Annotated in this window: 20 protein-coding genes and 2 tRNA genes; 17 read left to right on the plus strand and 5 right to left on the minus strand. The window is 44.2% G+C overall.

What is annotated here, in order from left to right; genetic code table 11:
• Positions 1-57: 57 nt before the first annotated feature.
• The 13 genes from secG to Phpb_RS21815 all read left to right on the plus strand — a co-directional run bounded on the left by secG (position 58) and on the right by Phpb_RS21815 (position 12,887).
• Positions 58-396, plus strand: a complete 339-nt coding sequence (gene secG / locus Phpb_RS21760; RefSeq protein WP_065392185.1) for a preprotein translocase subunit SecG — start codon at positions 58-60, stop codon at positions 394-396.
• 56 nt (positions 397-452) lie between these two features.
• A tRNA-Leu gene (locus tag Phpb_RS21765) sits at positions 453-541 on the plus strand.
• A 58-nt stretch (positions 542-599) separates the two neighbouring features.
• A tRNA-Met gene (locus Phpb_RS21770) sits at positions 600-676 on the plus strand.
• A 211-nt stretch (positions 677-887) separates the two neighbouring features.
• Positions 888-1,340, plus strand: coding sequence for a ribosome maturation factor RimP (rimP, locus tag Phpb_RS21775; protein WP_065392186.1), 453 nt, complete (start codon positions 888-890; stop codon positions 1,338-1,340).
• A 21-nt stretch (positions 1,341-1,361) separates the two neighbouring features.
• Complete coding sequence (gene nusA, locus Phpb_RS21780; protein ID WP_065392187.1) at positions 1,362-2,870, plus strand: transcription termination factor NusA; 1,509 nt, start codon at positions 1,362-1,364, stop codon at positions 2,868-2,870.
• A gap of 24 nt (positions 2,871-2,894) precedes the next feature.
• The gene (gene infB / locus Phpb_RS21785; RefSeq protein WP_065392188.1) at positions 2,895-5,606 is read left to right on the plus strand and encodes a translation initiation factor IF-2; all 2,712 of its coding nucleotides are present in this window, start codon (positions 2,895-2,897) and stop codon (positions 5,604-5,606) included.
• Positions 5,607-5,671: 65 nt separating this feature from the next.
• Complete coding sequence (rbfA, locus tag Phpb_RS21790; protein WP_036776512.1) at positions 5,672-6,082, plus strand: 30S ribosome-binding factor RbfA; 411 nt, start codon at positions 5,672-5,674, stop codon at positions 6,080-6,082.
• The gene (gene truB, locus Phpb_RS21795; protein WP_065392189.1) at positions 6,082-7,029 is read left to right on the plus strand and encodes a tRNA pseudouridine(55) synthase TruB; all 948 of its coding nucleotides are present in this window, start codon (positions 6,082-6,084) and stop codon (positions 7,027-7,029) included. The genes rbfA and truB overlap by 1 nt, the downstream gene beginning before the upstream one ends.
• A 122-nt stretch (positions 7,030-7,151) precedes the next feature.
• Positions 7,152-7,421 (plus strand): 30S ribosomal protein S15, encoded by a 270-nt coding sequence (gene rpsO / locus Phpb_RS21800; RefSeq protein WP_015836102.1) that lies wholly within the window; start codon positions 7,152-7,154, stop codon positions 7,419-7,421.
• A 247-nt stretch (positions 7,422-7,668) separates the two neighbouring features.
• Positions 7,669-9,798: a polyribonucleotide nucleotidyltransferase gene (gene pnp, locus Phpb_RS21805; RefSeq protein ID WP_065392190.1), complete on the plus strand. Its 2,130-nt coding sequence runs from the start codon at positions 7,669-7,671 to the stop codon at positions 9,796-9,798.
• Positions 9,799-9,923: 125 nt separating this feature from the next.
• Positions 9,924-10,808 (plus strand): lipoprotein NlpI, encoded by an 885-nt coding sequence (gene nlpI / locus Phpb_RS21810; protein WP_065392191.1) that lies wholly within the window; start codon positions 9,924-9,926, stop codon positions 10,806-10,808.
• A gap of 107 nt (positions 10,809-10,915) precedes the next feature.
• Complete coding sequence (gene yrbN / locus Phpb_RS27625) at positions 10,916-10,990, plus strand: protein YrbN (protein WP_350385507.1); 75 nt, start codon at positions 10,916-10,918, stop codon at positions 10,988-10,990.
• Positions 10,980-12,887 carry a DEAD/DEAH family ATP-dependent RNA helicase gene (locus tag Phpb_RS21815; RefSeq protein WP_036776501.1) on the plus strand — a complete coding sequence of 636 codons (1,908 nt, stop codon included), beginning with the start codon at positions 10,980-10,982 and terminating at the stop codon, positions 12,885-12,887. Before yrbN ends, Phpb_RS21815 begins: the two co-directional genes overlap by 11 nt.
• Positions 12,888-13,026: 139 nt before the next feature.
• Here Phpb_RS21815 and Phpb_RS21820 read toward each other — a convergent pair whose 3' ends face one another.
• The 3 genes from Phpb_RS21820 to Phpb_RS21830 all read right to left on the minus strand — a co-directional run bounded on the left by Phpb_RS21820 (position 13,027) and on the right by Phpb_RS21830 (position 17,416).
• On the minus strand, positions 13,027-14,829 hold the full coding sequence (locus Phpb_RS21820; protein WP_065392192.1) for a carbon starvation CstA family protein: 1,803 nt from the start codon (positions 14,827-14,829) through the stop codon (positions 13,027-13,029).
• Positions 14,830-14,999: 170 nt separating this feature from the next.
• Positions 15,000-15,716 carry a two-component system response regulator BtsR gene (gene btsR / locus Phpb_RS21825; protein WP_065392193.1) on the minus strand — a complete coding sequence of 239 codons (717 nt, stop codon included), beginning with the start codon at positions 15,714-15,716 and terminating at the stop codon, positions 15,000-15,002.
• A 2-nt stretch (positions 15,717-15,718) separates the two neighbouring features.
• Positions 15,719-17,416 (minus strand): sensor histidine kinase, encoded by a 1,698-nt coding sequence (locus Phpb_RS21830; protein ID WP_065392194.1) that lies wholly within the window; start codon positions 17,414-17,416, stop codon positions 15,719-15,721.
• A gap of 236 nt (positions 17,417-17,652) precedes the next feature.
• Here Phpb_RS21830 and Phpb_RS21835 point away from each other — a divergent pair, with 236 nt between their 5' ends.
• The 4 genes from Phpb_RS21835 to Phpb_RS21850 all read left to right on the plus strand — a co-directional run bounded on the left by Phpb_RS21835 (position 17,653) and on the right by Phpb_RS21850 (position 21,501).
• On the plus strand, positions 17,653-18,624 hold the full coding sequence (locus tag Phpb_RS21835) for an HlyD family secretion protein (RefSeq protein WP_065392195.1): 972 nt from the start codon (positions 17,653-17,655) through the stop codon (positions 18,622-18,624).
• Between the two features lie 7 nt (positions 18,625-18,631).
• Complete coding sequence (locus Phpb_RS21840) at positions 18,632-19,777, plus strand: ABC transporter permease (protein WP_065392196.1); 1,146 nt, start codon at positions 18,632-18,634, stop codon at positions 19,775-19,777.
• The gene (locus Phpb_RS21845; protein ID WP_065392197.1) at positions 19,777-20,922 is read left to right on the plus strand and encodes an ABC transporter permease; all 1,146 of its coding nucleotides are present in this window, start codon (positions 19,777-19,779) and stop codon (positions 20,920-20,922) included. Before Phpb_RS21840 ends, Phpb_RS21845 begins: the two co-directional genes overlap by 1 nt.
• Positions 20,923-21,213: 291 nt before the next feature.
• Positions 21,214-21,501 carry a helix-turn-helix domain-containing protein gene (locus Phpb_RS21850; RefSeq protein ID WP_011148593.1) on the plus strand — a complete coding sequence of 96 codons (288 nt, stop codon included), beginning with the start codon at positions 21,214-21,216 and terminating at the stop codon, positions 21,499-21,501.
• Between the two features lie 110 nt (positions 21,502-21,611).
• On the opposite strand, the gene Phpb_RS21855 is transcribed toward Phpb_RS21850, so the two are convergent.
• Both Phpb_RS21855 and Phpb_RS21860 read right to left on the minus strand, forming a co-directional pair.
• Entirely contained in the window at positions 21,612-22,154 is a 543-nt protein-coding gene (locus tag Phpb_RS21855) for a CDP-archaeol synthase (protein WP_065392198.1), read from the minus strand.
• Positions 22,144-22,767 (minus strand): CDP-alcohol phosphatidyltransferase family protein, encoded by a 624-nt coding sequence (locus Phpb_RS21860; RefSeq protein ID WP_065392199.1) that lies wholly within the window; start codon positions 22,765-22,767, stop codon positions 22,144-22,146. The genes Phpb_RS21855 and Phpb_RS21860 overlap by 11 nt, the downstream gene beginning before the upstream one ends.
• Between the last annotated feature and the right edge of the window lies 1 nt (position 22,768).

Raw genomic sequence — 22,768 nt, forward strand, 5'->3', positions numbered from 1 at the left:
ATGAGGTATAAAGGTAACCACGTAGATTGTGGTAAACCCCATGAGGAGGTACGACATATGCATGCAGCTCTTTTGGTTGTTTTCTTGCTGGTTGCTATCGGGCTAGTTGCCTTGGTTATGCTACAGCAAGGTAAAGGTGCTGATATGGGTGCTTCTTTTGGTGCCGGCGCCTCTGCGACGCTGTTTGGTTCATCCGGTTCTGGTAATTTTATGACCCGTATGACAGCGATTTTCGCTACCCTGTTTTTCGTTATTAGTCTGGTACTTGGTAATCTGACCAGTAATCAAACCGGTACAAGCAGCAAGTGGGAAAACATTGGTGAGCCTGCTAAAGTCGAGAAATCAACGGAGATTCCCGCGGCGCCAGCAGCACCAAATAGTGATATTCCGCAGTAATCATCACAAGAAAGAATTGAGATGGGGCTGTTTAATCAGCGATAGCCTCACGTAGTGCCGAGGTGGTGAAATTGGTAGACACGCTACCTTGAGGTGGTAGTGCCCACACTAGGGCTTACGGGTTCAAGTCCCGTCCTCGGTACCATTATTCGGATAGCTTGCGTTTTCGCAGTTATCGGCGTAATATTTGCCACGTTTTCGAACGCGGGATGGAGCAGCATGGTAGCTCGTCGGGCTCATAACCCGAAGGTCGTCGGTTCAAATCCGGCTCCCGCAACCACTTCTTAAATTAAGATGCACCTTTTTGAACGAAATAATTCAGCAATATTTGAAATATTGATTCTGATTTAAAGGGGCATGAAGTGAGTGGTTGAAGCCACTGGCAGCAAATAGGGTCCAGTTGCATAAAGCCCCGAATTTCGGGGTTTTTTGTTATTTGACAACAGAACTACTGGGCTAATTAGCCCTTTTTTTATGTCTTGGGGGTGGGCTTGTCCACATTAGAGCAAAAATTAACAGCGATGATTTCAGCACCAGTTGAAGCTTTAGGCTTTGAGTTAGTCGGCTTAGAGTTTATTCGTGCACGTGTTTCTACACTGCGGATTTATATTGATAGTGAGAATGGCATCACTGTTGATGATTGTGCTGATGTTAGCCACCAGGTCAGTGCGGTATTGGATGTCGAAGATCCTATCTCAGTGCTTTATAACCTGGAAATTTCTTCACCAGGCTTAGAGCGTCCATTGTTCACGGCTGAACATTACCAGCGTTTTATTGGTGAGGAAGTCAGTCTGGTCTTACGTATAGCAATGCAAAACCGTCGGAAATGGCTAGGCATTATCAAAACTATCGACGGCGAAATGATCACGGTTACGGTGGATGGAAAAGATGAAGTGTTCGCACTGAGCAACATCCAGAAAGCGAACCTGGTACCCCACTTTTAAAGTTCGGATGAGGCAACTAGGATGAATAAAGAAATTCTGGCTGTTGTGGAAGCGGTTTCCAACGAAAAATCCCTTCCACGCGAAAAGATCTTCGAGGCGCTGGAAACAGCATTGGCCACAGCCACCAAGAAAAAATATGAACAAGATATTGATGTTCGTGTCAGCATTGACCGTAAATCTGGTGATTTTGACACCTTCCGTCGTTGGTTAGTTGTTGAAGAAGTGACTCAGCCGACTCGTGAAATTACGTTGGAAGCGGCTAGATTTGAAGAGCCTGAAATCGATTTGGGGAGCTATACCGAAGATCAAATTGAATCAGTGACCTTTGATCGTATTACAACGCAAACCGCTAAACAGGTTATTGTACAAAAAGTACGTGAGGCTGAGCGCGCTATGGTTGTTGACCAGTTCCGCGAACAGCAAGGTGAGATCATCACCAGTGTGGTTAAGAAAGTCAATCGTGAGAATATCACCCTTGATTTGGGCAATAATGCTGAAGCAGTTATTCTTCGCGAAGATATGTTACCAAGGGAAAATTTCCGTCCAGGTGACCGTGTGCGTGGTGTATTGTATGATGTTCGCCCTGAAGCACGAGGTGCGCAACTGTTTGTCAGCCGTTCCCGTCCGGAAATGCTGGTTGAACTGTTCCGTATTGAGGTTCCGGAAATTGGCGAGGAGCTAATTGAAATTAAAGCAGCTGCCCGTGATCCGGGATCTCGCGCCAAGATTGCAGTAAAAACGAATGACAAGCGTATTGATCCTGTTGGTGCTTGTGTTGGCATGCGTGGTGCGCGAGTACAGGCTGTTTCCAGCGAACTGGGCGGCGAACGAATTGATATCGTACTGTGGGATGATAATCCTGCTCAGTTTGTCATTAATGCTATGGCTCCGGCTGATGTTGCATCCATTGTTGTTGACGAAGACAAGTGCACGATGGATGTTGCCGTTGAAAGCAACAACTTAGCGCAGGCTATCGGCCGTAATGGTCAAAATGTGCGCCTCGCTGCGCAATTGTTGAAAAAGCACCGTGGTGATGACAAATGGGAATTAAATGTCATGACTGCTGAAGAGCTACAAGCAAAACATCAGGCAGAAGCTCATGCTTCTATTGATACATTCACTAAGCATCTCGATATTGATGAAGAATTCGCTACTGTTCTAGTCGAAGAAGGGTTCTCAACTCTGGAAGAATTGGCCTATGTACCAATTAAGGAACTCCTGGAAATTGAAGGCCTTGATGAAGAAATTATCGAAGTCCTGCGTGAACGTGCGAAAGCTGCTTTAACTACTCTGGAACTGGCTCAGAAAGAGAGTCTCAGTGATAAACAACCAACCGAAGAGTTGTTAAATCTGACTGGTATGAACCGTACTCTGGCATTTGACCTGGCTGCCCGTGGCATCTGTACGCTGGAAGATCTTGCCGAGCAGGGTATCGACGACCTATCTGATATTGAAGGTTTGAATGATGAGAAGACAGGCGAGCTCATCATGGCTGCCAGAAATATCTGTTGGTTTGGCGATGATGCGTAATAAACCGTAGCAGGAAGGAACAGCATGACAGATGTAACCGTAAAATCACTGGCAGAAGAGATCCAGACTTCGGTTGATCGCTTAGTACAGCAATTTGCTGATGCAGGGATTAAAAAAACCGAAACTGATTTTGTCTCCCAGAAAGAAAAAGAAGCTTTACTGGCACATTTGAACCGCGAACAAGGCGGTTCGGCTGGTAAACCCGATAAATTAACATTGCAGCGTAAGACGCGTAGTACGCTGAATGTTTCAGGCACCGATGGTAAAAGCAAACCGGTAGCCGTTGAGGTCCGCAAAAAGCGTACATATGTGAACCGCGATGCAATTGAACAGGCTAAAGCGGAAGAGCAGGCGAAGCGTGAAGCGGAAGAGCAAGCACGGCGCGAAGCAGAAGAAAAAGCGCAACGCGAAGCCGAAGCAGCAGCGAAGAAACTCGCTGAAGAGCAGGCTAAACGTGAGGCAGAAGAAAAAGCCAAACGTGAAGCAGCTGAAAAAGCTAAGCGTCAGGCAGCGGAAAATGAAAAAGTGACCAATCAACATACCGAACAGAAACAAAAACCAGCCCAGAGTGAAAAAGCACGTCGTGAAGCAGAAGCTGCTGATCTTAAACGTAAAGCAGAAGAAGAGATGCGCCGTAAGGTAGAAGAAGAAGCTAGACGCGTTGCTGAGGAAGCTCGCCGTATGGCTGAAGAGAATCAGGATAAGTGGTCAAGTGATTCAGATTCCGTTGATAACGACGATTATCATGTCACTACCTCCCGTCATGCCCGTGCGGCAGAAGACGAAAACGATGCGAAAGTTGAAGGTGATCGTCGTGCTCGTGGTCGTAGCGGTAAGGCTACTCGCCAGAAGAAAAATAATAAACATTCTGAATCTAAAGCAGATCGTGAAGAAGCCCGCGCAGTTGGTCGTACAAAAGGCAAGCAACGTAAAACCAGCACCTTGCAACAAAGTTTCAATAAGCCTGTAGCGGCTGTTAACCGTGATGTTGTGATCGGTGAAACCATTACTGTTGCTGAGTTGGCTAATAAAATGGCTGTCAAAGGTTCTCAGGTCATCAAAGCCATGATGAAAATGGGCGCAATGGCAACCATCAACCAAGTGATCGATCAGGAAACAGCACAGCTAGTTGCTGAAGAGATGGGTCATAAGGTTATCCTGCGTCGTGAGAATGAGTTGGAAGAAGCGCTGATGAGCGACCGCGATACAGGTGAAGCGGTTGCTGAACCTCGTGCGCCGGTTGTGACTATCATGGGTCACGTTGACCACGGTAAAACTTCTCTGCTGGATTACATTCGTTCTACGAAAGTTGCTTCTGGTGAAGCGGGTGGTATTACCCAGCATATCGGTGCTTACCATGTTGAAACTGAAAGTGGCATGATTACTTTCCTGGATACCCCAGGGCATGCTGCATTTACTTCAATGCGTGCACGTGGTGCAAAAGCTACCGACATCGTGGTCTTGGTTGTTGCTGCCGATGATGGTGTGATGCCTCAGACTATCGAAGCTATTCAGCATGCAAAAGCAGCGAATGTGCCTGTGGTTGTTGCGGTTAACAAGATCGACAAACCAGAAGCTGATCCGGATCGTGTGAAGAATGAACTTTCTCAGCATGGTGTTCAGCCTGAAGAGTGGGGCGGTGAAACTCAGTTTATCAATGTATCTGCTAAAGCTGGTATTGGTATCGATGAATTGCTGGATGCAATCTTACTTCAGGCTGAAGTTCTTGAACTAAAAGCAGTCCATTCTGGTATGGCAAGCGGCGTTGTGATCGAATCATTCTTGGACAAAGGCCGTGGTCCGGTGGCAACAGTACTGGTTCAAGAAGGTACTTTGAACAAAGGTGATATCGTACTTTGCGGCTTTGAATATGGACGAGTTCGTGCAATGCGTGACGAGCTAGGTCGTGAAGTGTTCTCCGCAGGCCCATCTATTCCAGTGGAAATTCTTGGCCTGTCTAACGTACCTGCGGCTGGTGATGAAGCAACTGTTGTACGTGACGAGAAGAAAGCTCGTGAGGTTGCTCTGTATCGTCAGGGTAAATTCCGTGAGGTCAAACTGGCTCGCCAGCAGAAATCTAAACTGGAAAACATGTTCGCTAACATGGAAGAGGGTGAAGTTTCTGAACTGAATATCGTTCTGAAATCTGACGTTCAGGGATCATGTGAAGCGATCCGCGAAGCATTGGAACAATTGTCTACCAATGAAGTGAAAGTGAAAATCATCGGCTCTGGCGTAGGTGGTATTACTGAGACTGATGCAACACTGGCTGCTGCTTCTAATGCAATTATTTTGGGCTTCAATGTTCGTGCCGATGCTTCCGCACGCCGAGTTGTTGAAAATGAAAGCTTGGATCTGCGTTATTACTCTGTTATTTATAGCCTGATTGATGAAGTTAAACAGGCAATGAGTGGTATGCTGGCGCCTGAATATAAACAGCAGATCATGGGACTAGCAGAAGTTCGTGATGTGTTTAAGTCACCGAAATTTGGCGCGGTTGCAGGTTGTATGGTGACCGAAGGTACGATTAAACGTAATAATCCAATTCGCGTGTTGCGTGATAACGTAGTGATTTACGAAGGTGAATTGGAATCCCTTCGCCGCTTTAAAGATGACGTTAACGAAGTCCGTAATGGTATGGAATGTGGTATCGGTGTTAAGAACTACAACGATGTTCGTGTTGGTGACATGATCGAAGTATTTGAAGTTATTGAAGTTAAACGATCTATCGCTTAATTCCTACCACTGGTTAATTTCATTATTGGGGGGCTTTTGCCCCCCAAATGTCAGGAGATATAACAATGGCAAGAGAATTCAGTCGTACTCAGCGTGTTGCACAGGAAATGCAAAAAGAGATTGCCATCATTTTACAGCGAGAAGTGAAAGATCCCCGAATAGGTATGGCGACTGTTTCTGGTGTTGAAGTGTCCCGTGATTTGGCTTATGCCAAAGTATTCGTCACCTTTCTGAATGTGTTGACTGAAGAACATGATTCCGAAGTGGTAAAGAATGGTATTAAAGCATTGAATGAAGCTTCTGGTTTTATTCGTTCTCTGCTGGGTAAAGCAATGCGTTTGCGTGTCGTACCAGAACTGACTTTCTCCTACGATAATTCCCTGGTAGAAGGGATGAGAATGTCCAATCTGGTTACTAATGTTGTGAAGAATGACGAACAGCGCCGGGCTTCTGCGGATCATAAAGAGGAGAAGTAATGGGGCGTCGTCGTCGCGGTCGTGATATACATGGTGTGTTGTTACTGGATAAGCCGCAGGATATTTCTTCTAATGATGCGTTACAAAAAGTAAAACGTATTTTCAACGCCAGCAAAGCGGGTCACACTGGCGCGTTGGATCCACTGGCAACGGGTATGCTACCGGTTTGCCTTGGTGAAGCTACAAAGTTTTCCCAGTTCTTACTTGATTCTGATAAGCGTTATCGAGTGATAGCTCGTCTTGGTCAGCGAACTGACACATCTGATTCACACGGGCAAATTATTAGTGAAAGGGCAATCCTGCTAAATCAGGCTCAACTTGATGCGGCTTTGGATAAATTCCGTGGGGATACCATGCAAATTCCTTCCATGTATTCTGCACTGAAACATCAGGGAAAACCGTTGTATGAGTATGCTCGTCAGGGTATTGAAGTAGAACGCGAAGCACGACCAATTACAGTCTATGAATTACAGTTTATCCGTTGGGAAGATGATGAACTGGAATTGGAAATACACTGTTCGAAAGGAACTTATATTCGCACTATTATTGATGACTTAGGTGAATTATTAGGCTGTGGCGCTCATGTTATTTATTTAAGACGTTTACAGGTAGCGAATTATCCCAATGATCGCATGGTAACACTTGAGCAATTATATGAATTGCAAAAGCAGGCTAAAGATCAGGAAATACCTGTGGGTGAATTAATTGATTCATTACTATTACCAATGGATAGTGCAATTGCTCATTTCCCAGAGGTTAATTTGATTCCAGTAGTTGCGGCTTATTTTAAACAAGGTCAGGCGGTACGCAGTGCCAAATCGCCGACTTTGGTTGAAAGTATGGTACGTGTAACTGAAGGTGATGAACGGAAATTCATTGGCATTGCTGTTATCAATGACGATGGGCTTGTTGCTCCCCGTCGTTTAGTTGTTGAAAGCCGGGATTAGGGTATTTGGGGCTATCTTGCGCTTAACTTATTTGCAGCGTAGAATGGCGCAGTTATATGTTGGGTAGCTGAATTAGAGATCGGCACCTGTAATTTTAGTTTATATATTTTTGGAGTTGTAATATGTCTCTAAGTACTGAAGCAAAAGCGCAAATTATTGCTGAATTTGGTCGTGATGCGAATGACAGTGGTTCTAGTGAAGTACAGATTGCTTTGTTAACTGCACAGATTAACCACTTGCAAGGCCACTTTTCAGAGCACAAAAAAGATCACCACAGCCGTCGTGGTCTGCTGCGCATGGTTTCTCAGCGTCGTAAACTGTTGGACTATCTGAAGCGTAAAAATGTAACAAGTTACACTGCGCTGATTGGGCGTCTTGGCCTGCGTCGCTAATCAAGCAAGTTTCAGTGGAAAGGGGCCATATATGGCCCCTTTTCTTCTGAGAAGCCATCATTAGGTAACAGCACGAAAAATGTTGGTGGTGGTTTTTGTTAAGGCTCTTCAGTTACAGAGGTTCGCGCGGCTAATGAGAGTGCTTAAGGGAGTAAGACCTGTCGTTAGTCGCGAGGATGTGGCATGAAGAGATTATTCATTGTTGTCTGCTGAATATAAAAGACAATGTTAACGAAAGGATATTATTTTGCTTAATCCGATTGTTCGTAAATTTCAATATGGTCAACATACCGTTACTATCGAAACAGGTATGATGGCTCGCCAGGCTACTGCTGCTGTCATGGTCAATATGGATGACACGGCTGTATTTGTCACCGTTGTTGGTCAGAAAAAAGTAAAAGAAGGTCAGGATTTCTTTCCACTGACTGTTAACTATCAGGAGCGTACTTATGCTGCTGGTCGTATTCCAGGCAGTTTCTTTCGTCGTGAAGGTCGTCCTGGTGAAGGCGAAACATTAGTCGCTCGTTTAATTGATCGTCCTTTGCGTCCTCTGTTCCCGGAAGGTTTCCTGAACGAGGTACAGATTGTAGCGACAGTTGTTTCTGTTAACCCGCAAGTTAACCCAGATATTGTTGCAATGATCGGCGCTTCTGCTGTGCTGGCACTATCTGGTATTCCGTTCAATGGTCCAATTGGCGCGGCTCGCGTTGGTTATATTAATGATCAGTATGTGCTTAACCCAACCAGTGATGAGCTGAAAAACAGCCGTTTGGATCTGGTGGTTTCAGGTACTGCTGGTGCTGTTTTGATGGTTGAATCTGAAGCCGACATCCTAACTGAAGAGCAAATGTTAGGTGCGGTAGTATTCGGCCATGATCAACAACAGGTGGTTATTGATAACATCAATGCATTGGCTGCGGAAGCAGGTAAAGAAAAATGGGATTGGACGCCGGAACCTGTTAATCAAGCGTTGCATGACCGTGTAGCTGAATTGGCAGAAAGCCGCTTGGGTGATGCTTACCGTATCACTGAGAAACAGGAGCGTTATGCTCAGGTTGATGCTATCAAAGAGGAAGTGACGGCTGCGCTGTTGGAACAGGATGAAGCTTTAGAGGATGCCGAAATCCATGAGATTCTGGGTAGCTTAGAGAAAAAAGTTGTCCGTAGTCGTGTTTTGCGTGGCGAGCCACGTATTGATGGCCGTGAAAAAGATATGGTTCGTGCATTGGACGTACGTACTGGAGTTCTGCCTCGTACGCATGGCTCTGCATTGTTTACCCGTGGTGAAACTCAGGCTTTAGTTACTGCAACTTTGGGTACAGAACGTGATGCACAGATCATTGACGAGTTGATGGGAGAACGCACAGATCGTTTCCTATTGCACTACAACTTCCCACCATATTCTGTTGGTGAAACAGGTATGATGGGTTCGCCAAAACGTCGTGAAATTGGTCATGGTCGTCTGGCTAAACGTGGTGTGGCGGCAGTCATGCCAAAAGCTCATGAATTCCCATATACCGTTCGTGTAGTTTCTGAAATCACGGAATCAAACGGCTCATCTTCAATGGCGTCTGTTTGTGGTGCATCTCTTGCGTTGATGGATGCAGGTGTGCCGATTAAAGCTGCTGTTGCTGGTATTGCAATGGGATTAGTGAAAGAAGACGATAATTTTGTTGTTCTGTCTGACATCTTGGGTGATGAAGATCATTTGGGAGACATGGATTTTAAAGTTGCGGGTAGCTGTGAAGGTATCAGCGCACTGCAAATGGACATCAAAATTGAAGGTATCACCCGTGAAATCATGCAAATTGCTCTGAATCAGGCAAAAGGTGCGCGTTTGCATATCCTGAGTGTAATGGAACAGGCAATCAACAGCCCACGTAATGAAATTTCAGAATTTGCACCACGCATTCACACTATTAAGATCAATCCTGATAAGATCAAAGATGTTATCGGTAAAGGTGGCTCAGTTATCCGTGCACTGACAGAAGAAACCGGTACTACCATTGAGATCGAAGATGATGGCACAGTGAAAATTGCTGCAACTGATGGTGAAAAAGCAAAACATGCCATCAGTCGTATTGAAGAAATCACCGCTGAGATCGAAGTTGCCCGCGTTTACACTGGTAAAGTAACTCGCATCGTTGATTTTGGCGCATTTGTTGCTATCGGTGGTGGTAAAGAAGGTCTGGTACATATTTCTCAGATTGCGGATAAGCGTGTTGAGAAAGTAGCTGACTATTTGCAGGTTGGTCAGGAAGTTTCAGTTAAAGTTCTGGAAATTGATCGCCAGGGTCGTGTTCGCCTGAGCATTAAAGAAGCGACAGCCGGCGTAATTGCCGAGGATACACCAGTAGCACCACAATCAGCAGAATAAATTTGATGTTATTAAGCGGCGTCTTGTAAAAAAGCGCCGTTTATAGACTCAGGGCAGGAGGCCCAATAAATGCAATATGGGTGATAGGGCATTCTTAATTAATGTCTGACTTTCGGGAGTAGGAAATGAATCTTTTTCTGCGCTGGTGTTATGCTGTAGCAATACTTCTTTTGGCGGGATGCAGCAGCAAGGATTGGCGTAAAAACGAAGTTTTTGCTATTCCGTTACAACCTTCATTGCAACAAGAAGTCATTCTGGCTCGCATGGAACAGATTCTTGCGAGTCGGTCATTGACAGAAGATGAGTACGCACAGCTTTTATATGAGAGAGGTGTGCTGTATGATAGTCTCGGGCTAAGAGCTTTGGCACGGAATGATTTTTCTGTTGCCTTATCTATTCGGCCTAACATTCCAGAGATTTTTAATTATCTGGGAATTTACTTCACACAGGCTGGCAATTTTGATGCCGCCTATGAAGCGTTTGATTCTGTATTAGAGCTTGATCCAACTTACAATTACGCGCGTCTTAACCGTGGCATCGCGTTGTATTACGGTGGTCGGTATAAGTTAGCGCAGGATGATCTGCAGGCGTTTTATCAAGACGATCCAAATGATCCTTTCCGTTCGCTGTGGTTGTACCTGGTGGAAAAAGAATTTTATCCTAAAGGGGCGATGTTGAACTTGTCGCAGCACTACGAAAAAGCGAGCCGGGGGCAATGGGGCTGGAATATAGTTGAATTCTATTTAGGCAAAATTAGTGAATATACATTGATGAACCGCTTGAAAGAGAATGCAACGGATAACACTTCGCTCGCTGAGCATCTCAGTGAAACTGACTTCTATTTAGGTAAACATTACCTAAGTCTGGGGGACAAGGATAGCGCATCTGCGTTATTCAAGCTGACGGTAGCTAACAACGCACATAACTTTGTTGAGCACCGCTATGCATTGTTGGAATTGGCGCTGTTAGGCCAGGAACAAGATGACCTATCAGAATCGGACCAGCAATAGCTGACGAACATTTCGAGATCGATTAACAAAGTCCATCATCTTGACCGATGAGGGCTTATTTGTTCGTTTAATTAAATACTTTGAGCCAGTTCACATTTTAAATGAAAATGACCGAAATTTTTTTCGATGCGTTATGTAGACTGGCCGCCATAACTAACGAGGCACCATTACATGACCACTGAGACTGAAATCTCTTTTGCTGATCTGGGTTTATCAGCACCTATTCTTTCTGCACTGGAAGATCTTGGCTATGAAAAGCCATCTCCAATTCAGCAACAATGTATTCCCCATTTATTAAATGGTCGTGACGTACTAGGTATGGCGCAGACGGGGAGTGGTAAAACTGCGGCATTCAGTCTGCCTTTACTGCATAACATCAATGCTGAGTTGAAAGCTCCGCAGATCCTTGTGTTGGCGCCGACCCGTGAACTGGCGGTACAGGTAGCCGAAGCGTGCGCAGATTTTTCTAAACATATGCGTAACGTGAATGTTGTTGCGCTGTATGGCGGGCAACGTTATGACGTTCAGTTACGCGCTTTGCGTCAAGGACCACAAATTGTTGTGGGTACACCTGGGCGTCTTCTGGACCACTTGAAGCGTGGTACGTTGGATCTGTCTAACCTGAGCGGCTTAGTTTTGGATGAAGCAGACGAAATGCTGCGTATGGGCTTTATCGAAGATGTTGAAAACATCATGAGCCAGATCCCCGCAGAGCATCAGACTGCGCTGTTCTCTGCAACTATGCCAGAAGCTATCCGTCGCATTACTCGTCGTTTTATGAACGATCCGCAAGAAGTGCGTATCCAAGCGAGTGTAACGACTCGTCCTGACATCAGCCAGAGCTATTGGTCTGTTTACGGTATGCGTAAAAATGAAGCTTTGGTGCGTTTCCTTGAAGCAGAGGATTTTGATGCCGCGATTATTTTTGTGCGCACTAAAAACGCAACGTTGGAAGTGGCAGAAGCACTGGAGCGTAATGGCTACAACAGTGCGGCGCTAAATGGTGATATGAACCAGGCACTGCGTGAGCAGACATTGGAACGTCTGAAAGATGGCCGTTTGGATATTTTGATTGCAACTGATGTTGCAGCGCGTGGTCTGGATGTTGAGCGCATCAGTCTGGTTGTTAACTATGACATTCCAATGGATGCGGAATCTTATGTTCACCGTATTGGCCGTACTGGTCGTGCCGGGCGTGCTGGTCGAGCGTTGTTGTTTGTAGAAAACCGTGAACGCCGCTTGTTACGTAACGTTGAACGTACAATGAAGCTGACTATCCCGGAAGTTGAACTGCCAAATGCTGAGTTGTTGAGCCAGCGTCGTCTGGAAAAATTTGCCGCTAATGTACAGCAGCAATTGGAAAGCAGTGATCTGGATCAGTACCGTACTCTATTGTCTAAATTGCAACCTGCGGAAGATCTGGATATAGAAACGTTGGCCGCAGCATTATTGAAAATGGCGCAAGGTGAGCGTCCATTGATTCTGCCTCCAGATCCGGTACGTCGTCCTCGCCGTGAATTCAATGAACGTGATGATCGTCGTCGTAATGGCTTTGATGATCGTAGCGAACGCGGTGATCGTCCTCGTCGTGAGCGCCGTGATGTCGGTGAAATGGAGTTGTACCGTATTGAAGTGGGCCGTGATGATGGTGTTGAAGTTCGTCATATCGTTGGTGCGATTGCTAACGAAGGTGATATCAGCAGCCGTTATATTGGCAATATCAAATTGTTTGCAACGCATTCCACAATTGAATTGCCAAAAGGCATGCCAGGTGATTTATTGTCCCACTTTACCCGTACCCGCATTCTGAACAAACCAATGAATATGCAGTTACTGGGTGATGCACAGCCATTTGAGCGCCGTGAACGTCGCGGTGGTGGGCGTAACGGTAACGGTAATGGTAGTGGCCCTCGCCGTGATCGTGAGAGTTTTAATGGTGGTGGTCGTCGTTTCAATGGTGAACGCCGCGGTGGAGAAGGTCGTGGTGAAGGTCAAAGCCGTAGCAATTTCCGTGGTCGTGGTGATGATCATGGTTCATCTGCTCCACGCCGTCGTCATAACAATAGTAACGCACAGTAATCATCTGAACTGATATTTAAATAATAAAGCGGCTCTTTTTACAGGAGCCGTTTTTATTATCAGTTAATTTATTTAATGTTTTTTATAATAGAAAAAGCTGCTCTTTATACAAAGGGCAGCTTTTGATGTGAGAAAGAGATCAGTGAGTCAGTACCTCAACTGAATTACCTGCACTGCGGGAGCGCCACAGTTTCAGCCATTGCATAATGGAAGAGACCGTAATCACAACGCCGAGGATAACCATCACAATGGAGATCGTTCCGTTGAAGATGTTGAAACCTTTTGCTGAGGAGTTGAAGTAAACATTCTTCACCATCCAGTAAGCAGCGTAGTTCACAGTAACATACAGGTAAGCCAGTGGTATCAGGCAAGTCAGTATATACCAGCGTTTTTCAGACAGACGCAGGATAATTGTCGCACCAATCATCAGGCCGATGGAGGCCATCAGTTGATTGGATACTCCGAATAGTGCCCAGACTGAATTGATATCGCCGGAATTCAGCAGATAACCCCACAGTAAACAGGCAACGATACTGCACCCAATGGAACCTGGTAACCAGTTAATACGTTTCAGGGGCGCCCAAATATCGCCCAGGAAATCTTGCAGTAGGTAACGGGCAACGCGTGTACCGGAATCAACTGCTGTCAGAATAAATACGGCTTCGAACATGACGACGAACTGGAAGAAGTAGGATGTTAACTGGTTGAACCAAGGGATGCGGGTGAAGATATCTGCCATACCAACCGCCAATGTGACTGCCCCTCCGGTACGGCCATACAGATCCAGACCAATTTCCTGACTCAGTTGTGGCAGATGGATAACATCCATACCTAGTGTGGCAAAGACCTCCGGGGAGGAGTTAATCGCGAAATAGTCAGCAGGATATAGGGAAGTGGCGGCGATCAGCGCCATGACGCCAACGACACATTCTGCCAGCATTGCACCGAAACCAACTGGCAGAATATCACTCCACTTATCGATCTGTTTTGGTGTTGTGCCAGAGCCGATAAATGCATGAAAACCAGAAATAGCGCCACATGCAATGGTGATGGAGATAAACGGCCACACCGGACCCGCCAGTACAGGGCCATTGCCATGAATAAATTCAGTGACTGCCGGGAATTGGATCTCTGGGTTAATAAAGATGACTCCCACAACTAACGCGCCGAATACACCGATTTTCATAAAACTGGAAAGATAACCGCGGGGAGTCAGTAGCATCCATACTGGCAGAGCGGTTGCAAAAAACGCATAGATTGGCAGTGCCAAACTAACAGTTGATGTACGTAGACTCAGCCATTCACCGAAGGCGGATGCTTGAATGTAAGGGCCGACAATCACACAAGCCATGATGGTGATAATACCTACCCAAGTTGCTCCACGCATGTTACCAGTGAAGCGCTCCCACAGACCGACACCAATTGCGACCGGAATGGTCATAAATACTGCAAATGTTCCCCAAGGGTTACGCTCTAGCGCATGAACGACCACTAGGGATAGACCTGCCATAGTAATCGTAATGATGAACAGCATTGCAAGGCCGGTGCACCAACCAGCAATTGGGCCAAGTTCTGTTTTGGCAACTTCTGACAGAGATTTACCGCTATGTTTCATTGAAGCGAATAAAACAACCGTATCATGCACGGCACCGCCGATAACACAGCCGATTAACAGCCATAACATACTTGGCAGATAACCGTATTGGGCTGCTAACACAGGGCCAACCAGCGGTCCTGCGGCTGCGATTGCGGCGAAGTGGCTACCAAAATTGACCCATTTTTTCGTGGGTACATAATCTTTGCCGTCTTCCAGTAGATGGGAAGGTGTAACCTCGCTGTCATCTGCTTTCAGTACCTTCTTAACGAAGAATACGCCGTACAAGCGGTAGCAGATAACCAGAATACACAACGTTGCAATGACAAATGTGAGAGCGTGTTGCATTTCTCTTCTCCTGAGAGTTATAAATTTTTACTCGTATCTTGTCACAGGCAAAGGAAACTATAAGGGAGTGTCTGAGTGAGTGGTTATATGGCAGATTAAGTGGCTAGATTCAGCAGGTGAGCGGTGAGTAAGAACTGACTAACCTGCTGAAAATGTGATAAATGTCACGATTATTTCAATCCTAGTGCTTCTTTCAATGGCTTCAAATAACGGCGGCTGACGGGAATAGTTTTACCATTGCGTAGAATCAGTTCGGCCTGCCCGTGATCACCAAATAAGATTTCGCGCAGATGGGTCATATTGACCAAATATTGACGATGATTTCTCATCAATGGTGTGCGGGTTTCTAATGTGCGAAGTGTCAGTTCAGTAAATCCTTCCTGCCCGTTGGTACACATAACATATACTCCGCTTGGACGGGAGGTGATATAAAGGATTTCATCCAGTTGCACAAGCCAGATTCGGCTGTGGCCGGTGCATGGGATATATTTCAGCGGCTCTTCTACTTTAAGGATGGAAATATCCTGTTTCTGATGCCCTTGCCGTAATCGTTGTAAAGTTTTAGTTAGACGGTTTTTTTCCAGAGGTTTTAATAAATAGTCAAATGCGTGCTCTTCAAACGCTTGTATTGCATATTCATCAAATGCGGTCAGAAAAACAATATAGGGACGATGTTCTGGATCGAGCATACCAACCATTTCTAATCCGGTGATACGTGGCATTTGGATATCCAAAAATACAACATCGGGTTTTAGGTGATATATGGCGCCAATGGCTTCAACGGCATTGGCGCATTCGCCAATAATTTGAATATCATGTTCTTCTTCTAGCAAACAACGTAGGTTTTCTCGTGCAAGCGGTTCGTCATCAACAATTAATATATTCATATTCACACAGTTTTATTAGCCTCTTTAATGAGTGGCAAGTGTAAAATTACGCGAGTAAATTTTTCTGGCTGGCAATCTATTTGCACACCATAATTTTCACCATAGCGAAGTCGTAGCCGTTTATCTACCAGACTCATTCCTAGTCCATCCCCCATAGAGACCGACTTATAAAGACCAGCATTATCTTCTACTTCCAATATCAACAATTGATTTTGCTGATGAGCACGAATAGTAACCTTACCGGTTTCTAATAACTGTGATGTGCCATGTTTGATCGCATTTTCTACTATTGGCTGGAGAGAAAAAGCGGGTAATTTAGCGTGAAGCAGAGATTCCGGCAGTTCAATGCTTATTTGCAGATGATCACGGAAACGCGCTTTCTCAATTTGTAAGTAAGCATTCACATGCTCTATTTCATCAGACAGCGTGACAATCTCTTCTGACCGTTTCAAGTTTTTACGGAAAAAAGTTGAGAGATATTGTACTAATTGACCCGCTTGATAACTGTCCCGTCGGATCACGGCTTGCAGAGTATTTAGGGCATTAAATAAAAAGTGAGGATTCACTTGCGCATGAAGCAGCTTAATTTCTGATTGAAGTAGTGATTGTTTGTTACGTTCATATTGTCCTGCGAGGATTTGGGCGGATAACAAACTGGCAATACCTTCCCCTAGGGGGCGGTTGATTGAGCTGAACAGACGATTTTTAGCTTCATAAAGTTTGATTGCGCCGATAACTTGCTGATTTTCTCCCTGTAGCGGGATGACCAGAGTGGAACCGAGTTTGCAGGTTGGATTGATTGAACAACGGTAAGGTATTTCATTGCCATCGGCATAAACCACTTCATTATTTTCAATTGCTCGACGGGATTGTTCTGAAGCAATAGGTGTTCCAGGGAGGTGATGATCTGAACCGATACCGATAAACGCCAGAAGTTTTTCTCTATCTGTAATAGCCACCGCGCCTATTTCCAGTTGCTGATAGATAACTTTTGCTACCTTCATACTGTTATTTTCATTAAATCCTTTTCGCAGAATACCTTCCGTATAGACAGCGATTTTCAGGGCTTGAGCAGAAAATGCGCTAGTGTATTTTTCAAATATCGCGCGCCGGTCAAGTAGGATACGTATAAACATTGCTGAGCCGATACTATTGGTGATGATCATGGGGATGGCGATATTTTTGACCAAAGCTAATGCTTCACTGTATGGACGAGCGAGCAGTAGTAAAACGCCCATCTGTATTATTTCAGCACAAAATGTGACGACAGCGGCTGTCCAGGGATTAATCAGTCGGTTTATCTGACCACGTTTCGTCAGATAGCTGTGAATAATGCCACCGATTAAACCTTCAATAATGGTCGATATCATGCAACTGAACGCGGTCATCCCACCAAGGGAATAGCGGTGTAGTCCACCGGTTAATCCCACCAGAGCGCCGACACCTGGTCCGCCCAGAAGCCCGCCAAGGACCGCGCCAATAGCACGGGTATTAGCAATGGAATCACCTACATGCAGACCAAAATAGGTTCCCATGATACAGAAAATGGAAAAAGTAAAATAACACAGCAGTTTATGAGACAAACGCACGGTGACTTGTAACAGTGGAATAAATAGTGGTGTTTTACTTAGTAGCCAGGCGATCACCAAATAAACACACATTTGTTGTAGTAATAACAACACAAGATTAAATTCGTACATAGATTTTCCGGGAAGATTTATGGATGTTATTAGTTTACAGAACCAGCTAATAATATTATTAAAAGTTGAGTTTAAGTAGGTTAATATTTGACAACAATCATAAACCCCTACACTATTATGAAGCGTCTTCGTTTCTGTCAGTGACTATACGCACAAATATATAAGAAGTTTTCTATAGAATAATGTGAAGATGCTATTTAGTTTCAGATTGAGCAATGTTGGGTGTGTAAGACATCATGAAAAAGAGAACACTTTTTACGATCTTACTGGTTATTTTGCTCACAGCAATGGCTGTGTTATTTCGTTCTCATAACCAATATTTATTGTTGCAAGGTGAAGTTGATGCACCGGAAGTGATTGTGGCGTCTAAAGCCAAAGGCCGGGTGATCGAGCGCCATGTTGAACGGGGAGATGATGTTAAAGCAGGGCAGTTGCTGATTACACTTGAAAGCCCGGAATTACTGGCTCAGGTTGCTTCACTGGAAGCTGCCCGTGATCAAGCTAAAGCTCAGTTGGAGCAATCTCTTCATGGAACACGTGAAGAAAGTCTTCGGAATTTGGAAGCGGGTTTGGCACAAGCTCAGGCCGAATATGATAATGCGGTACGTGAATATGATCGTATTCAGAATGTAGCATCTAAAGGTTATGTTTCACGAAACGATCTAGATAATGCTCACAGAAGTAGGGATGTTGCTTATCAGAAAATGCGGAGCGCAAAAGCGGCATTGGATGAAGGCAGGCATGGTGACAGGATTGAATTGCGCCAGAAATACGCAGCAGCTTTACGTCAGGCTGAACAACAACTGATTGAGTTGCGAACTCAGAGTGATGATTTGCAAGTCAAAGCACCTGTCGCAGGGGAAGTGGGGCCGATTCCGGCAGAAATTGGGGAATTATTTAGTGCTAATAGCCCCTTAGTGACATTAATCCGTGTACCAGAAGCTTATTTTATTTATAACTTGCGGGAAGACATTCTGGCAAAGGTGCACAAAGGAGATAAAGTCAAACTTCGTATTCCTGCGCTAGGTGATAAAGAGATTGAGGCTGAAGTTCGTTATATCTCTCCGATGGGTGATTACGCGACTAAACGTGCAACTCGCGCCACCGGTGATTTCGATTTAAGAACCTTTGAAGTGCGCTTGTATCCCTTACAGCCTATTGAAGGTTTACGTCCTGGTATGAGTGCCTTGTGGCGTTGGGATAAGTAGGTGACTGATGCGAAGCAAGGTTGCATGGCGTGGTTTCGAACGCGCTTTTAGCCAAGAAATCCGGGCGGTAATTCGTAGTCCGGTTTTTCACTGGTTAAGCTGGTTATTTCCTTTGATGTTATTTGTGCTGATCAGTGCTAATTTCTCAGAAGGGACGTTGCTCAATCTACCAGTATCAGTGGTTGATAATGATCAAAGCCCGCTATCACGTCATCTAATACGTAATCTGGATGGGGCTTCTCATGCGCAGATTAAATCTTATGATGGCGGATTACAGGAATCTCTTGAGAGGCTTGGCAGTGCTAAGGATTACTCTTTACTTTATATCCCGCACGATTTTGAAGCTAATGCACTCAGAGGATACCAGCCAACAGTGCGTATGTATTACAACGCGTTGTTTTATGGTGCCGGAAGTTATTCTATTCAAGATCTCAGTGGATTAATGGCAGAAATTAATGCGAAATATCGTTCCATATTGGCGACAGAAATGGGCCATCAGTTACCGCCATTAGCTAATGTTACGCTTGTTTATGACAGCCTTTTTAATGCCAGCGGTAGTTACATCTATTATCAGCAGTTTGCGGCTACAATCCATTTGTTACAGCTTTTTGTTGTAACTTGCACGATTTATAGCATGGCACGCAGTAAGACGTTGATGATAATGAAACCATTTACTTTCGCCCTGTTGGGAAAATTGGCGCCTTATACTCTATTTTTTACTCTGTTATTGATTGTTGAATTAGCCGCTCTGATTGGTGTATTTGATGCAAAAGTGAATGGTAACCCAATATATATGGTGATAGTGGGTTTTTTCTACGTCATTGCCGCTCAAAGTATTGGCCTATTGCTGTTTTCTTTCACTAATAGCGTACTGACGGCTTACAGTTTAATCGGGGTGTTAGTCAGTATTGCGACGACTTTTTCAGGTATGTCAGTGCCAGAATTATCAATGATATTGCCAGCGCGAATAATTGCCAATATTGAGCCTTTGACGCACGCGCTAAATGCGATGTTTGATATTTTTCTGCGAGAGGTTTCTTTGCTGGGTATTTTATCTGTTTGTGCTTTATTACTTATTTATCCGGTCGTTTGCTTTCTGTTAGTACGAAACCGATTATTTAAACGACTTGGTTTGCCACAGGGTGATGAATAATGCAGATGTATTGGCAAACTTTTCGCCGGGTATTAATGGGAATGTTGGAAAAGCCCATGTGGATGTTGATGCTGGTTTCCTTGTGTATGATGAGTTTGGTATATGTTCGGCCAACAGTATGGGATCTACCGGTTGCTGTGATCGATCAGGATCACAGTTCTGCTAGTCGCGCGTTAATACGCCAGCTTAATTCTACGGCTAAAATTGCTGTCCATAGCTATGACAATTTAGCTGATGCCCGTCATGATCTACTACTACGTGAAATTTTTGCGATTATTATTATTCCGGCGGATCTGGAGAAAAATATTCTTAATGGAAAAAATATCACCTTGCCGATTTATGGCGATGCAACAAGTCGCCTTGTCAATGGGCAAATTCAGCAAGAGTTGACCTTTGCTCACCGGCAATTGCTAAACGAATATAACAGCAAATTATTATTGAAATATGGTTTTAGCCCTGAACAGACAGAATTATTACTGATGCCGATTCGTAGTGAAACTGTTGGGCTATTTAATCCTGGTGTTAGTTTTGCCGCAATTGTTTTTCCCGGTTTGTTGGTGATGTTATTACAACACTCGTTATTAATATCTTGTGTGCGGGTCAGTATTACGATACGGGGTACACCGAAAGGTAAACCACCGTTGCCTGTTTATTTGGGAGCGTTGTCGGCGTTATTACCGATTTGGCTTTTTCTCTCCATCATCTTTTTTGTGCTTTGGCCGTGGGTGTTGGGATACCGGCAGGAGGCGTCTATTCCTTTGCTATTAATGCTGACGTTCCTGTTTATGTTGGCGGTACTCGGATTAGGGAAATTGGTGACAGAATGTATGCGCAGTGTGGAAATGATCTATTTAACGATCGCTTTGCTTACCACGCCTGTGTTCTATATTTCCGGCACAGTCTGGCCGGTACAGGCAATGCCTGATTGGGTGAGAATAATCTCTTCTGCTTTACCATCGACTTGGGCAACAAAAGCGATTGCTGGTGTTAACCAGATGGGATTGCCAATACAGAATGTATTGGGAGATATTGTCATGATGCTGGTTCTTGGTGGGGTTTATACTCTGTTAGGAATTTTGATAAGTATGGTGCGTAATGGTGAATTCAGGAAAATAACCTATTATTTGCGTAGGGTGTTTAAGTGATGATTTATGTTTCCTAATTCGTGATTTATTCTAATGCGATAGAAAAATGACCAGATAGAGAGGTGTATATATGTTCTATTTTTATACTCATTATGATTTTTTATTTATGTAATTCAGTTGGATAGATAAAGTTATGGTAATCACATTAATGATTAGTACTTACCATTAGATATCTCTCTATGTATTGTCTTTTCAGAACCATATAACAGAACCAATGATAGTTTCGGTGTGCTGTCAAGAACGGTCAATTTCACCGATATGAGATGGAAAAACGATTGGAGGATATGACATATGGCTAAAGTAACTCCTATCTCACATTCAGAAGTGAGAAAGCGTCTTCTTAATACACCGGAAGCTATACAAGCTTATGTTGAGGCTACAGAAGAATATGAGCTGCTGGAACAACTCACTGAGTGGCGGGAAAAGGCGGGTCTAAAGAAAATAGATATAGCTAAACGGATGGGAATTAATCCGTCTGCGGTTACCCGTATTGAGAAGAATGTAACGAAAGCTAGTTGGCACACACTTAAACGTTATGCTGCTGCATGTGGTGTTGAGTTATCTTTAACTGCGAAGTAATACTACAGAATGTGTGTTCCGTTGGTGGTGATACTTAAGATCTGCTTGTTCTAAGAGGCTTCCGTTAAAGGAAGCCATTTTCCTGCAATATTTCTATCTGATTTCCTCGCTTAAAATCTCGTTTTTTTCAGCGAAAGCAAAAACAGTATATTCTTAACGACAAAAGCGCTGATTAAAAAACAGAAGAAAACAAAAAATGCATCGACATAAGTAAGATGGAGATAAATAAAATAGGCTATTGTGACGCCAATAGCTGAATCAAGTTGATCGAATAAAATAAACAATCGCTTATTTTGTTCCGGGTGTTTTCCCGGAGGTGCGCCGAGTCTCCTTTTTAGCCAAGAGTTTGGTAATTCGAAAAGAACATAGCCGAAACCCGCCAGAAAACCGGCAAATAAGCAGGAGGAAATAGTTTGCGGAATAACAGTGTCCTGTTTTCCGGTGCTGAGAGCTAACCACAATAGCGAAAATAGCGCGGTAATAATGGGTACAGCAATAAAACCGCGCCAGGTCTTGTTGCGACCGAAATAACGTTGATGTATTGGAATAGCCCAGCGGGCAAAATAGTTTTTCGTCACAATCACCATATGTAAACAACCACCAAGGATGACGGGGAACATTAAAATCCATCCGTGATAAAAACTATTGAGCATAAAGACTCCAGAAGTGAAGACCGGTAAATAAAACAAACCCTGCAAGTGTTGTACTGATAATAGTATTGAGACTCTTGAATTTATAAAACGGGCGATCCCATAACATAGCGATACTGAATGTAAGGAGCGCTAATGTCAGTAAGAGATGGCTTAACCACGGCTCGACGACTAAGCTTACCAAAGCGTAACCACTGATAATAAATAAGCTCCAGAATACGGGCATACCAAGATAAGAGAGTTGGTTTTCATTCTTAATATTCCCGACTTCATTAAATACAGATAATCGCAGGCAACCGCTAATGATCATTAAGATAATAAACAGGGAATACCAAGATTGATAACCAGAAAGGTAGAGAATAATAGCTGGAGAGATCAAGTAAATAAGTTGATCCATAAATCCATCAAGATAACGACCAAACGGGCGAACAATATTTAAATTTCGGGCTAGTATGCCATCGAGTGCGTCACCAAGCATGGCAAGATATAAAAACGCAATGGCTAAGTAATACCAATGTTGTAATGCGGCTGCCACGGCAAGAGCGCTAAACACCGCCCCACCAATAGTAATATAGTCTGCTCTGTTTAATTGGATAATAAAATGATTATTATTCATA

The sequence above is a fragment of the Photorhabdus namnaonensis genome (assembly GCF_001684335.1).
In the GTDB taxonomy this organism is placed as follows: Bacteria; Pseudomonadota; Gammaproteobacteria; order Enterobacterales; family Enterobacteriaceae; genus Photorhabdus; species Photorhabdus namnaonensis.